Source organism: Anabaena sp. UHCC 0187, from assembly GCF_009712035.1.
In the GTDB taxonomy this organism is placed as follows: domain Bacteria; phylum Cyanobacteriota; class Cyanobacteriia; order Cyanobacteriales; family Nostocaceae; genus Dolichospermum.
Window position 1 is genome coordinate 382,669 of the sequence record NZ_VILB01000014.1, and the last position, 14,066, is coordinate 396,734.

The following is a 14,066-nucleotide window of genomic DNA, read 5'->3' on the forward strand; positions in this document are numbered from 1 at the left end:
TTAAAGGGTGATCAACCCTATATCCGTTGCTACTAAATTAGTAGCAACGGATTAAAATTTTTGAATGGACAACTGACAATTGACTAAATTGTGCGATATAATTTTCTATCTGGAAGTTGATATGTGTTAAGACTAGCAATTCTAAGCTAGGATGAGACAGGAATATAAGTGTAGACTGAAGTTCAACTGCTTAGATATACACTGAATTTATGACAAAACCTTTACGGAGACTAGACCCAGGAATACATTAGCATGGTCAATCAGAACTTAACCGCTACAGAAATTGGATTTACCCACGAAGATTTCGCTGCTCTACTTGATAAGTACGACTATCACTTCAGCCCTGGTGATGTCGTACCGGGTACAGTTTTCAGTATAGAGCCGCGCGGCGCTCTGATTGACATAGGTGCGAAAACCGCAGCATATATACCCATACAAGAAATGTCTATTAACCGGGTCGATGCCCCGGAAGAAGTCTTACAATCAAACGAAACACGGGAATTTTTCATCCTTACCGATGAAAATGAAGATGGTCAGCTCACCCTTTCAATTCGTCGGATTGAGTATATGCGGGCTTGGGAGCGAGTGCGGCAGTTGCAAGCAGAAGATGCTACTGTCCGTTCTGGCGTTTTCGCAACCAACCGTGGTGGTGCATTAGTGCGAATTGAAGGATTACGCGGCTTTATCCCCGGTTCTCATATTAGCACTCGCAAACCCAAGGAAGATTTGGTAGGCGAAGAACTGCCTTTGAAATTCTTAGAAGTAGATGAAGAGCGTAACCGCTTAGTTCTCTCCCATCGTCGAGCGCTGGTTGAGCGCAAGATGAACCGTTTGGAAGTTGGCGAAGTGGTCATTGGTACTGTTCGCGGTATCAAACCTTATGGTGCTTTCATTGATATTGGTGGCGTGAGCGGACTGCTACACATTTCTGAGATTTCCCACGAGCATATTGACACTCCTCATAGTGTGTTCAATGTTAATGATGAAGTGAAAGTAATGATCATTGACTTGGATGCAGAAAGGGGACGGATTTCGCTGTCTACCAAACAGTTAGAACCCGAACCCGGTGACATGATCAAAAACCGTGATTTGGTTTACGATAAGGCCGAAGAAATGGCAGCTAAGTATCGGGAACAATTGCTTGCCAAACAGCAAGGTATTACTATACCTGCGGAAGTAGCACCTGTGGAAGCTGTAGATGAAGAAGCCATAGCTGAAGAAATTGCATCTGTGGAAGCTGTAGCTGAAGAAGTTGCATCAGTTGAAGCTGTAACTGAAGAAATTACACCTGTGGAAGCTGTAGCTGAGGAAGAAATTCCCGCAGCAACAGAGATTTCAGAAGAGATCCCAGCAGCTATTGAGTAATAGATTTATAGTTGTAATTACCGACAACTTAGATCATGAAAGTAATGAATTAAGAGGGTTTTCCCCTCTTTTTTTATGGCAGTTGGGTATTCAATTTGCCTATTCTCTGTTCCCTAACAACTGAAAAATATGGTAACTATTAAATGTAAAAACATTGCGTTTTCTCATATTAAAGCAATTTTATTTGATAAAAACGGTACTTTAGAAGATTCCGAGTCATATTTAAGAACTTTAGGACAAAAAGCAACGCGGATAATAGACGCGCAAATTCCCGGTATTGGTGAACCTTTATTAATGGCTTTTGGTATTAATGGTGACTTCTTAGATCCAGCGGGTTTAATATCAGTAGCGAGTCGTAAAGAAACGGAAGTTGCAGCAGCGGCCTATATTGCAGAAACCGGGAGAGGATGGTTTGAGTCTTTGAAAATTGCCCGTCAAGCTTTAGAAGAAGCTGATCAATATGTTAACAAAACCCCTTCACCTTTATTTGTGGGTAGTTTGGAGGTATTAAAGTCTTTGTCAGCAGCGGGATTAAAATTGGGGATTCTGTCAGCAGCAACTACTGAAGATGTCGAGAAATTTGTGATTAATCACCAATTAAGCGATTATTTGCAACTGGAAAAGGGAGTTGATGAGGGTCCAAGTAAACCAGATCCGGCACTATTTTTAGAAGCTTGTCAAGCTTTGGGAGTAGCACCAGGGGCAACTTTAATGGTAGGTGATTCTGTGGGTGATATGCAAATGGCACGTGATGCTAAAGCCGCTGGCTGTATTGGTATTACTTGGATTGGGAGGGCAGATAATGTTAAAGGTGCAGATGTGGTGATTAATCAACTTGATGACATTCAGATTGTTGAGAATTGAATGATTTTTTGCTTTTATTTATTGACGCACTAATTCAGAAACTTTTTGGCAATTAACAAGTTAAAATTTAGTAACTATAACTAAATTTGATATCCTAATTTGAAATCTTCAATTCTAAATTAACTATGATTCAATGGATTATACCGCTTGGATTTGTTCTAGCTGGCTTACTGGCTGGGATAATTGGTGAAAAAGTTATTTTCACAAAATTGAAAGTATTTGTTGCTAATAAACGAATTCCTGGTAGTGAAATTATATTTCAATCACTGCACAGAATGACCTTTATTTGGTTTCTTTTGGCAGGGTTTTTCTGGGCTATTCTCAGTTCCCCTATTCAGCCAAATATCACTTATGTGCTACAAAAAATTCTGACTGTAGTTTTACTGTATTCGGTAACGTTAGTCTTGGCTAGATTGACAGCCGGTTTTGTAAATTTATTCGTTCGCAGAACCGAAGGAGTTTCTACATCTCTAGTTTCTAATTTAGCTAAAGCTGCTGTTTTGGTTTTGGGAACATTAATTCTTCTCCAAACTGTGGGTATTGAAGTTACACCCATTGTGACAACTTTAGGAATTGGAGGTTTAGCAGTAGGTTTAGCACTGCAAGATACATTAGCTAATTTATTTTCTGGTTTTTATTTAATTATTTCTAAGCAGGTAAGAACTGGAGACTATATAAAATTAGATGATGGTTATCAAGGTTATGTCACAGATATTACCTGGCGTAATACTACTATCAAGGAAATTTCTAACAATGTAATTATTGTCCCTAATTCTAAGTTGGCTTCGTCAATTTTTACTAATTATCATCTCCCTGCTAAGGAAATTACCTTAACAATGAATGTGGGTGTCGGCTACGATAGTGATTTGGAATTAGTGGAAAAAGTAACTGTAGAAGTTGCAAAGGAAGTCATGCGGGAAATTGCACCAGAATTAATTGCAAATGAACCGTATATGAGATTTCATACTTTTAATGATTGCAGTATTGATTTTACTCTTTATATGCGTGTCAGTGAATTTTTTGACCAACGAATTGGTAAACATCTATTTGTGAAAAAATTACACAAACGCTTTCAGAGAGAAGGAATTCAAATTCCCTTTCCTATCAGAGATATTTATGTACACGAAAGCTAAATGAATTAGTCTGAACCTTTGTATCCTTAAGAGATAAGTAGAACTACTTATTTTCTTTCAATTACTTGAATCAATTTCCAGTCTCTAAAAGTACCAATTTGACGTTCATTAGTTAAGAAACCTATTTCTACTTCAGGGCTAACCCAAGCATAATTATTAATAGGAACATCTGCAAGTTTTTGAAATCTTTTTCCCAAACTAGGAGTTTCAAAAGTAAGTAACAAAAGAGCTTTATCACCACCTGTTGTCATTGTTTCAGTTTTCTGTACCACAAAATTAATAGATTGATTTTTGAGTACGTCAGCAATTTCTGATTTTTTTACAAACAATTTTACATCAGGACTGTAATTACTTAATAAACCATTACTACCAGCTACAGCTATAGCAAACCATGCAGGTAATAACCAACCTGCTAACCAATAATTAGCTGTTAAAAACTTCTGCCCAAAACGATGATAAGCAAGCCAAATTATTGGTAAACTTAACCAACCTAATCCTAAGAATAACCCGATTGATGAATAAGTTTTAATATCTGCACTAACACTAATCTGTATAATCCCTGTATTCAGAATTATACCTGCTAGAAAAACAACAGCACCTAAGCTGCCAAATATATAGCTTAAATTCCGAGGTAAGAAAAAATATTTTGTCTTCTGAAAATGTTGATTATAAATTTCACCTAACCAATCTAATCCTATTCCTGCTAAAATAGCCATCCAAGGACAAAGCATGAGTGAATAGTGAGGTAAACGAGTAGAAGTCATACTAATTTCTAGAAAGATAATTAGAGGACAAACAACTAATATCAAACCATTTTTAATAAAAGAACGACGACAAACTAACAGTAACCCAAAAATACTAAATAAAGGCCAAGGAAACGTCTTAATAGGTAGATTCCATAAATAATAAAAAGGTGAATTTCCATTTCGCTGTTCTGTGGCTATTTTAGTTACAAAACCAAAAAACTGTTCAAAAACTATTGAACCGTAACGTTGCCAACTTAGCCAAAACCATGTAATAACGGGGATAAAGCCGATAACAAAACCCATATACAACAGAGGATTATGAAGATGACGATGACGGGGATTTTACCCAATCAAATAAGGTAATAAACCAATAAATGGGACAAATATTAATTGACCTTTGATTAAAAATCCTATCCCAAAAGTTAAACCTGTTGCCAAACCCAAATAAGAACGATATTTAGGATATAATTCTGATTTCAGTAAACAGTAAATCCCAAAAAGAGCAATACAAATAGTAATAATATCTGGAGCAACTAACCTACTAACTTGTAACCACAGAAAAGATACAGATAAAATTGCCGAAGCTAACCAAGCTATGCGTTTATTTAATAACATTGCTGCTATTTCATAAACTAGGAAAATGCTGAGAATAGAAGCAAATTGGGAAGGGATTCGAGATGTTATCTCACTAATACCAAATATCTTGTAAATAGATGCTAAAATCCAATAGAACCCTGGTGTTTTTTCGTAAGCAAGTTCTGACCAAGATTGGGGAGTTAACCAATCTCCAGACTCTAGCATCCAGCGAGTGCGGATAGCATAGGTGGTTTCATCATGAGCAATGAGACTATGCTGACCATGATTAAATAATAGTAATGGTACTATCCAAATAATTAATCCTAAAACATACCATCTTTTTGGCAAATGAAGTAATTTTATCACTGTAAACTTTAGCTTCCTGTTATCAGAGTATTTGTTTTTTATGATGATAATATCATATAATAACTGATTATGACTAATTACAAACTACTCGCTATCTGTTAATTATGAATCAATCCAATAATAGTGGCATCCTTGAACAGTTTGTCAACACAGTGATGGGGGTAAAAACTGAGAATCAACAACATTCCCTAAATACATCAGCAGCGGATATACAAGAATTAGATATCAATGCAGTTTTAGTTTATAAATTAGGAACTATTCTGCAAATAGGAGTGATGATTCTTGTATTGCTGGGAATGGAAAAATTAATCATGTTGATTGATCAAAATTCTGCTTTTCCTAGTTGGTTTAGCACTTTAGTCACGGCATTATTTTTTGGTCTATTAAGTATCCGTTCCCGCATTTTTTCTCTTTTAGATAATACCCGTTCTCGGACAACGTATGATCAGGTAATTAGACCAAGATGGTCTCCTCCACCTTTAGCATTTCCCATTGTTTGGATGTTCATTGCTGTATTGCGGGTAATTTCTTCTGTGTTAGTTTGGCAAGAAATGAATCACCAATTTTTGGTATTGCCTTTAATTCTGTTTGTGGTACATCTGGCTTTAGGAGATACTTGGAATACGATCTTTACCGTAGAACGGAGATTAGGTGCTGCTGTTCCTGTGGTGATTTTAGGACCTTGGTTATCGGCTATAGTCGTAACGGCAATTTATTGGCAAACTGTTCCTTTAGCGGGAATGATTTTATCTTTTTCTTGTGTATGGTTAACTGTTGCTAGTGCATTGGTGTTCAGAATTTGGCAGTTAAATGGATCTGAGCCTTTGTATCCTTTGAAGTTGGCTGTTGTGGAGAAATAAATACTCAAAATTCACCTTAACAGGAAAGCAAAGACCGCATTTAATATCCATGAAAAACGGTAGGGAAAAATTAATTCTCTACCACTGAAATTCAGGAATTTAAACGCCTAATATAGTGCTGTAATATTCGGTAAGCTTCGCTAAAGCATTATTTCTTGATTATGTAAAATATTTGATTATCTTTGATTTTAGGCTCAACGCTTACAGCAATATTTGTTTTTTCTAAAACTGTAAGTTCTTGATATGATTCGTTCTTTAATTGAATTGTTAGAATAGGCTTTTTATAAAATTGCCCTTCTTTAGTTTCAACAATTAGCATATCTCCAACTTTTATCGTATAATTTTCAATTTCAAATGCTAATACTTTATTACTAAAAATTTTAATCACATTTTCTATTTTTTGAAAAGTATGTATTGATTCTTGCTTGATAAGTTGTTCAACTAATATTTCAAAAATGGCTTGACAATATTTCTCTAGAAATTGAATATAAGGTTCTAATGCAGAAATACCTAAAATATCTAAAACTTCCGAACCATGAGCGATTTGGTTTCTTCTTTCCACTAAGTCATTAATTTTATTATATAAATCATCCTTACTTGTTTGAGAAATAGTAGGTTTATCTAAACCAATTTCATTATTAAGGTCTTCATTTTTTGATAATTCATTGTTAAAATCTAAGGTTAAATATTTGAATAGCTCTGCAATTTTATTATGTTTTAAATTACCTGATAAAAGAACAAATGCTTCTGTGTTAATTTGATAGTTGCTAGGATTAACGATACATTCATTTAGCTTCTTTAATACCTCCTCTTTTGTAAGATGCTGATATTTAGCACTTTCCCTAGTTGTAATAGTATTAGTTAATTTTAAAGAAAGTTCAAAATGATTATCTCTAATCTTTTTATCCAGTTGATTATATTCAGGTACTACTCTAGACAGGGAATCAAGATATTCTTTAATCCATATTTCTACATATTTTTCTAGCAGTCCATAAAGTGAGATAATAGAAGCTTTATATTCAAATATTCGTTTATCTGTTCTAAAACTTCTGTCGTGATCTTTTAGAGTATTTAGTAATTTTCTGATTTGTTCCTTATCGGTTTCTAGAACAGAATAAGCAGCTACATCATTTACATATTGAATATGTTTTAAATATTCTTTTATTTGATTTAATTCTCTTTTGAAGTTTTCCAATGATTGTATATTCATAATTTCTATCAATAATTAATTAAATATAGTTCTGTAAGAAATTATGAAAATAGATCATGCGTGCTTCCACATCTTTTTTATTATTGTATCTACCATCAAATAGCAATCTATTATTTTCTTCTTTGATGTTTAGTGATTCTTGCTCTGAATATAAATTATTTTTAATAGCATCTTTATTTATCAGTAAACTCTCCTTATAAGCAATATTGTTTGCAAACACCTGCATTATTGGATCATATATAGTTTTTAATGGCTTTGTTCTCTCACGCTCTCCTTTTGGAGGTATAAAAGCTAAATCTCCTAATATAGTATATATCAACTGAATAGTTTCGTTAAACAGGGTTTCAAGATATTTAATTGTTTCATCTGAATAATTATTTGCTTGTTTTAAGTATTCATCTAAAAATTTATCCACAGGAGATTTTAAATTATCTATATGACGATAAGCAAAGAATCGCAAAACTAATTCTACATCTTCCATTTTGCGATAAGATTCACTTTTAAGTAATTTTTCTTCTCCTTCGCTTTCTAAAGGTAATTTCCACATTTTACGAAAATAGTCATTTTGAGCAAGTTTTATACATACTTGGTTGAATTTACCATTGTGTAAGGCATTTCTTGTTTCTTGTGGAGTTAATTTATCTCCTCCACTATTCAATCTTTCAAAAACTATATGTTTTACATATTCAGCTTCTCTTTCATTTTTAGCTGTTTCTTGTAATAAGACAATAGATGATAAATAGCGTCTATCTATTCCTCTTCTAACTTGCCCAGGCAAATTTTGATAATTTCGCCCATTAAGTTCCTGCCAATATTCTAGACCTTCTAGGTTAAATTTTCCTTTATAAAAATCATATATAGCCGTTAGTCTTTGTTCTCCATCTATTACTTCATAAGTAGAATAATCTATTTCATACAGAAATATAGGTGAAATTGGCACATTCATTATCAATGATTCTATTAAACGAGATTTCTGAGTATAATTCCATCTTTTCCTGCGCTGGTATTCAGGATTTAGGATATACCTTTTACTGTCAAGCATAGTTTCTATACTATCAATTGGATAACGAGCCTGTTCCGTTACAATTCTTATCTCTCCTTTATTGTATTTTTCGTTAATTTCATCATCGGAACGAGAGACTGGATAAATATCCAAGCTATTTTTATCAATAAATGTTTCACCTGAAATTAAGTGACTATTTGTGATCATATTTATTCTTCCTTATACTTTGTACTAATTAAATTTAGAACTTGAGAATTCTATAATTTTAGATTTTTTTGTAACCAAGTATCTCATATCCATCCACAAGTGCTTGGTTACTGAAGCATTATTCTTCACTTTCAATTAATCTTTTACCATTACTAAGACGCTGCAAAAACTCAGGAAAATTCATCAAATCATCAACAGATTCTGATGGTGGCATTTCTACCCAATTTGCTTCAGCATTTAACTTATCTACATAAATGTAGAATGCCTCTTGGTCATCTCGATGAGATAAAACATAAGCACGTAATTCCTTTGTACTCATACCTTGGAAGTTAGGCCGACTCATACCACATACCTCCATTTACCATTAGGATATATTTCTATCATATTTTCTTCACCCGCCAGGATAAATACATTACCTGTACGTTTATCAACTCGAACCAAGTTTATGGGTAAATATAGTTTAGTTAACCAACAACACAGAATAAATAACTGCGTTTTTTGCTCAGATGTAGGAATGACCCGTACTCCTCAATAAAACTCATTATAACGAATATATCACTCCTTCTCCTCTTTGCGCCTTTGCTCCTTAGCGTCTCTGCGCGAAACAAAAAAAACGGCAGAGAACCGAAATCCCCCACCGTTCAATTAACAATTACAAAAACCTAACTAAGACTCAACACCTTGGGGTAATAACTCCCGTGTTAGTTGAGAACTAACTTGAACAATGCCATTTTCATCAACATCAACAAGAGCAGTATCGCCATCTTTGATGCGTCCAGACAGAATTTCTTCCGCCAAACTATCTTCCAACAAGCGCATAATTGCCCGACGTAATGGCCTTGCACCGTAGCTAGGACTATAACCCTCAGTGATCAAGCGATCCTTGAAGCGGTCTGTGACTTCTAAGACAATGCCTTTTTCCGTCAACCTACCGAAGACTTCCTTGAGCATGATTTCGGCAATTTGGGTAACTTCCAGCTTATTCAACTGACGGAAGACGATAATTTCATCTAACCGGTTCAGGAACTCAGGACGGAAGTATTGCTTCAGTTCCTCATTCACCAAAGAGCGAATTCTGTTGTACTGTGTCTCAGTCGCATCTTCAGAGAACTCGAATCCGATACCGCTACCACCTTTTTCAATCACCTTAGAACCAATGTTGGAAGTCAAAATCAGCAAAGTGTTCTTAAAGTCCACCGTGCGACCTTTCGCGTCAGTTAAACGCCCATCTTCCAAAATTTGCAAGAGCATATTGAATACATCGGGGTGTGCTTTTTCGATTTCGTCGAATAGCACCACGGTGTAAGGACGACGACGGACAGCTTCAGTTAACTGACCACCTTCGTTGTAACCGACATAACCAGGAGGTGAACCGATCAATTTACTGACGGTGTGACGCTCCATGTATTCGGACATATCCAAGCGAATCATGGCTTCTTCTGAACCGAAGAAGTAGGACGCTAAGGATTTGGCTAATTCGGTTTTACCCACCCCAGTTGGCCCAGAGAAGACAAAACTAGCAATCGGTCTGTTGGGATTTTTCAAGCCAACGCGAGCGCGACGAATAGCTCTGGAAACAGCCTTCACAGCGTCTTCTTGACCGATCAGTCGCTGGTGTAAGGTGTCCTCCATGTGCAGCAACTTCTCGGACTCAGATTCGGTGAGTTTGTTCACCGGTACACCTGTCCAGGAAGCGACAATGTGAGCAATGTCTTCTTCTGTAACTACAGGCTCAACACCGTCACCACTAGCGCCATTACTCTTAGTTTGAGCAATAGTGCGGATTTCGGCTTTGATTTCCATTTCCCGATCACGCAGTTCTCCCGCCCGATCAAAGTCCTGGGAACGGACTGCATCATCTTTTTCTTTTAAGATTTGCCGTAGTTCCTTGTCTAACTCCTTCGCTGCTGGGGGCAGTTGGGAGTTAATCAAGCGCACCCTTGAACCCGCTTCATCCATCAAGTCAATGGCTTTATCTGGCAAAAAGCGATCGCTAATATAACGATCAGACAATTTCGCCGCCGCCACCAATGCTTCATCGGATATCTTCAGCTTGTGGTGTGCTTCATAGCGATCGCGCAAACCATATAAAATTTCTATTGTTTCATCAACAGAAGGTTCACCCACCATCACAGGCTGGAAGCGTCTTTCCAACGCTGCATCCCGTTCAATGTGCTTGCGGTACTCATCCAAAGTAGTCGCACCGATACATTGCAACTCACCCCGCGCCAAAGCTGGCTTGAGGATATTCGCCGCATCAATCGCCCCTTCGGCAGCACCCGCACCAATTAAGGTGTGAACTTCGTCAATTACTAGGATGACATTACCCGCAGAGCGGATTTCATCCATAATTTTTTTGAGTCGTTCTTCAAATTCACCCCGATATTTAGTTCCTGCTACCAGTAAACCAATATCGAGAGTGACTACACGCTTATCTTCTAAGATATCGGGGATATCCTTACTGGCGATCCGTGAAGCTAAACCTTCAGCGATGGCTGTTTTACCAACACCTGGTTCACCAATCAAAACTGGATTGTTTTTCGTCCGGCGACCCAAAATTTGGATAACTCGCTCAATTTCCTTGGCGCGTCCCACCACAGGATCAAGCTTGTTATCTATGGCCATTTGGGTCAGATTCGATCCAAACTCATCAAGAGTTGGGGTTTTAGTGCGACCAGAGGGGCCACCCGGCGTAACTTCCGCCGTTTCTCCCAACATCCGAATCACTTGGGTTCTCACCTTGGTCAAATCTACACCGAGGTTTTCTAGCACCCTGGCTGCGACACCTTCCCCTTCGCGGATCAGTCCCAACAGCAGATGCTCGGTACCAATGTAGTTATGCCCCAATTGGCGTGCTTCTTCCAAGGATAGTTCTAAAACCCGTTTTGCCCGTGGCGTAAACGGAATTTCCACGGCTACAAAGCCTGAACCCCGTCCTATGATTTTTTCAACTTCAATGCGAGCATCTTTGAGATTAACTCCCATTGATTTCAGCACCTTGGCGGCTACTCCTGTGCCTTCGCCAATCAAACCCAAGAGGATTTGCTCAGTTCCGACAAAGTTGTGACCTAAACGGCGGGCCTCTTCTTGGGCCAGCATGATTACCTTAATGGCTTTTTCTGTGAAGCGCTCAAACATGGCATTTTTCCTATCACCTGCGTCGTGCCGGTATGCTGATTTTAGCACAGGCTAAAATTTTGGGTATCTGTATAAACAATTTAGATATCCAATTACCATGACACAAATTGATAGGTTAATGAGTAGCTATTAATGAATTTCTATGTAGCTAGTGTACTGAGGAGAGTGATTTTACCAGCATTTTAGGGACTAAATCCAAACAATATACTATTGATGTTGAGATTTTGGTTAATACTCCCAAACAAAACTTAATATCATAAAAAAGATGTCAATGTCAATCTATTTGCCGAAGTGATAAGATTTTAATATCAATAAAAAAAATAATTGAAAATATTTTGATGGATTATCTACACAAAAAATTTATTTTATTTTCACAAATGTGGTTTATGGTGGTCAGCTTTTTAAACCTTTTGTTTTAAATTGTCAAAGCGAGAGCTATATACTGATATTGAGTGTCAATTCGCTTACAAAGCTGTCGTGCATCTAAATGAAGCTTTTTTCGTCTAAATGTTTTACACTTAGCCTTTTAGTCAGGACAAATAAATGCGCGACAGCCGTTATACTCGTGCTATTCAGACGTTAATCAACGCTCTGATGTTGCCAATCTCATAATTAAGATCAGCAAATTCTTTTTTATAACGCGCCAATATTGTTCTCAATTCTTGAGGAATATCATCATCTTCATTCTTGAGAATATAGCCGTATTTAATTGCAGTCAGAACATTGACCATATAGATCAGATTAGTAGATTCTAAGATATTAGGAGCGATCGCTGGATCATCTTCACTACCAAAACTACCGCCGCGTAATGCCAGCGAATTATAGAAAATTTCTCCACCTTCATCAGCTTGAGCATCATTTACCCAAGAATGCCACAAAGTAATGTGGAAAATCACATAACGGCACAACTGTTTTAAGTTGTCAATATCCGTCTCCTGGGGTTGATCAGAAGTAGTAACAGGACGAGTAGCCTTGACTGTACCATTAACCGTAACTCTAGGGATATCAGAATTATCAAGCTCATTGTGATCATACCAATCGTAGTCACTATCAGCAGCAGATCCGCAGGGTTGATGTGGTTGATAAGCAACACTATGTTGGACGAGATCATCAGATAAACGGTGAATTTCTACCCATTCTTTGACAATTTCATCTTGATAATTTGCAAAAAAGGCATCAAGATATTCGGTTAACACCTGCCAATACAGATTAGCGATCTTAGCAAAGGTATGAGATTCACATAAAGGTTGACGGGGTTTCCAACCTTTCCAATCATAAGTAGCCATACTTTCTTTGCAGATTTGTACTACCGAGTCCGGAGTTAATGGTCCATTGGTAGTTACTAAACCAATTGTCGGTGATACTAATACTTCATCAGCCCGTTGATTAATATTAACCAGACTTTTCACATGAGGAGCTAAGATCAGCCGAACAGGATTTTTGCGTAAGTTGCGGAAAGCAGCAATTGTATATTGCTCCATTTGTAAATGAGCCTTAATATAATGCTCAATCATTTCTGCTGCAAAGAAACTGTTAGTCCGAAAAATGCGTTTAGCTTGTAACCATTTTTCCCCATCTTTAGGGTTATAGGTAACAGGATCTTTCAGAGGAGAATGGGGAGATAAAGAATCAGGATAACGACTTTGCACCGTAATTGCCGTAACCACCAAATTATTATCTTTCAGTTCAAAAAATGCTTCCACATTATTCAGATCGTGGTCATTATCCTTTTCATAATTATCCCAATTAAATGCTGCCTTAAACTGATTTGGATTCTGCTTATTCCGTTTCAGCAAACAGGGATTCATCCCACTAAGCACCCGCAACACAAAATATTCATCACTTCTGGTATAACCCGGATTTTTCCGATCTAATTTAATTGTTAAATTAGGAGGATAAGCCGCTTGAATTTCTGGTAAACTTGGCTGATCTGGATGAAGAGTATTGGTAATAACGTGCTTGGCTTTAATAGGAACTAAACCACTAGCAGCATCATAACCTTGGAGAGTCCGACCGACAGAATAATCGTCCGGTGTTCCTTCTAATTCACTAAAAAACAGCCGCGCAAAGTGGCTATCTGGTTTATAAAGCCAGTAAGGAACGGTGCAAGTCCCGAAGTCGTATACTTTTTGAGTTACATTGTCATCACCTTTGATAGTGTAAGCAATGCGATAGGTAGAAACTGGCTGATTATCACTATCAAAACTAATGCGATTTTCTAACAATCTTAATTCTAAATCTGGCTGATCTAGAAAGCCTGCTTTATCTGGATCATAGTAAATTGTAAACTGACCATTGTAGTCAGTTGCACCCCGACCTAAATAGTCTCCAGGTGTACCGATGTCTCTGTCCCACAGTTCTAATTGAATATTGTGTAGGGGCTTATTGGTATCACCAAAAACTAACTTACCAGTGGCTTTATGTAACTGATCAAGGGGTTTGTCAAATTCCTGTTCATGAATTTGGACAATGCTTTTTTTAGCTTTCTTTTCAGTTTTACTTTTTCCTAAATCGCTGTCGGCTAATTTAATTCCGAAAACTTGCTTAATTTCATCAAGAATGGTTTTCAACTTGGACATGATAACTCCTGAAAATATT

At 37.0% G+C, this 14,066-nt stretch carries 12 protein-coding genes; 4 read left to right on the forward strand and 8 right to left on the reverse strand.

The annotated features are described in order from the left end of the window. Positions 1-252: 252 nt before the first annotated feature. From FJR11_RS18195 to FJR11_RS18205, 3 genes are all read left to right on the forward strand, one after another. Positions 253-1,365 carry a 30S ribosomal protein S1 gene (locus FJR11_RS18195; protein WP_168506196.1) on the forward strand — a complete coding sequence of 371 codons (1,113 nt, stop codon included), beginning with the start codon at positions 253-255 and terminating at the stop codon, positions 1,363-1,365. A gap of 129 nt (positions 1,366-1,494) precedes the next feature. Then, the gene (locus FJR11_RS18200) at positions 1,495-2,229 is read left to right on the forward strand and encodes an HAD family hydrolase (RefSeq protein ID WP_168506199.1); all 735 of its coding nucleotides are present in this window, start codon (positions 1,495-1,497) and stop codon (positions 2,227-2,229) included. A gap of 125 nt (positions 2,230-2,354) precedes the next feature. After that, on the forward strand, positions 2,355-3,362 hold the full coding sequence (locus FJR11_RS18205) for a mechanosensitive ion channel family protein (RefSeq protein WP_168506201.1): 1,008 nt from the start codon (positions 2,355-2,357) through the stop codon (positions 3,360-3,362). Between the two features lie 47 nt (positions 3,363-3,409). Here the strand turns inward: FJR11_RS18205 and FJR11_RS18210 are convergent, their stop codons facing one another. Both FJR11_RS18210 and FJR11_RS18215 read right to left on the reverse strand, forming a co-directional pair. Beyond that, the gene (locus tag FJR11_RS18210; RefSeq protein WP_168506203.1) at positions 3,410-4,411 is read right to left on the reverse strand and encodes a hypothetical protein; all 1,002 of its coding nucleotides are present in this window, start codon (positions 4,409-4,411) and stop codon (positions 3,410-3,412) included. A 39-nt stretch (positions 4,412-4,450) separates the two neighbouring features. Next, positions 4,451-5,050 carry a glycosyltransferase family 39 protein gene (locus FJR11_RS18215; protein WP_168506205.1) on the reverse strand — a complete coding sequence of 200 codons (600 nt, stop codon included), beginning with the start codon at positions 5,048-5,050 and terminating at the stop codon, positions 4,451-4,453. A gap of 104 nt (positions 5,051-5,154) precedes the next feature. Between FJR11_RS18215 and FJR11_RS18220 the strand changes: the two genes are divergently transcribed. After that, a complete protein-coding gene (locus FJR11_RS18220; protein WP_168506207.1) occupies positions 5,155-5,910 on the forward strand; it encodes a TspO/MBR family protein in 756 nt (251 codons plus the stop codon). A gap of 148 nt (positions 5,911-6,058) precedes the next feature. On the opposite strand, the gene FJR11_RS18225 is transcribed toward FJR11_RS18220, so the two are convergent. The 6 genes from FJR11_RS18225 to FJR11_RS18245 all read right to left on the reverse strand — a co-directional run bounded on the left by FJR11_RS18225 (position 6,059) and on the right by FJR11_RS18245 (position 14,047). After that, positions 6,059-7,120, reverse strand: coding sequence for an MAE_28990/MAE_18760 family HEPN-like nuclease (locus tag FJR11_RS18225; protein WP_168506209.1), 1,062 nt, complete (start codon positions 7,118-7,120; stop codon positions 6,059-6,061). Between the two features lie 19 nt (positions 7,121-7,139). Continuing rightward, on the reverse strand, positions 7,140-8,330 hold the full coding sequence (locus FJR11_RS18230) for a DUF262 domain-containing protein (protein WP_168506211.1): 1,191 nt from the start codon (positions 8,328-8,330) through the stop codon (positions 7,140-7,142). A 118-nt stretch (positions 8,331-8,448) separates the two neighbouring features. Next, positions 8,449-8,673 carry a hypothetical protein gene (locus FJR11_RS18235; RefSeq protein ID WP_168506213.1) on the reverse strand — a complete coding sequence of 75 codons (225 nt, stop codon included), beginning with the start codon at positions 8,671-8,673 and terminating at the stop codon, positions 8,449-8,451. Further along, positions 8,670-8,846, reverse strand: a complete 177-nt coding sequence (locus FJR11_RS23915) for a hypothetical protein (RefSeq protein ID WP_371416113.1) — start codon at positions 8,844-8,846, stop codon at positions 8,670-8,672. The genes FJR11_RS18235 and FJR11_RS23915 overlap by 4 nt, the downstream gene beginning before the upstream one ends. 150 nt (positions 8,847-8,996) lie before the next feature. Continuing rightward, positions 8,997-11,468: an ATP-dependent Clp protease ATP-binding subunit gene (locus FJR11_RS18240; RefSeq protein ID WP_168506377.1), complete on the reverse strand. Its 2,472-nt coding sequence runs from the start codon at positions 11,466-11,468 to the stop codon at positions 8,997-8,999. A gap of 572 nt (positions 11,469-12,040) precedes the next feature. Beyond that, a complete protein-coding gene (locus FJR11_RS18245) occupies positions 12,041-14,047 on the reverse strand; it encodes a lipoxygenase family protein (RefSeq protein ID WP_174763108.1) in 2,007 nt (668 codons plus the stop codon). Positions 14,048-14,066: the final 19 nt, after the last annotated feature.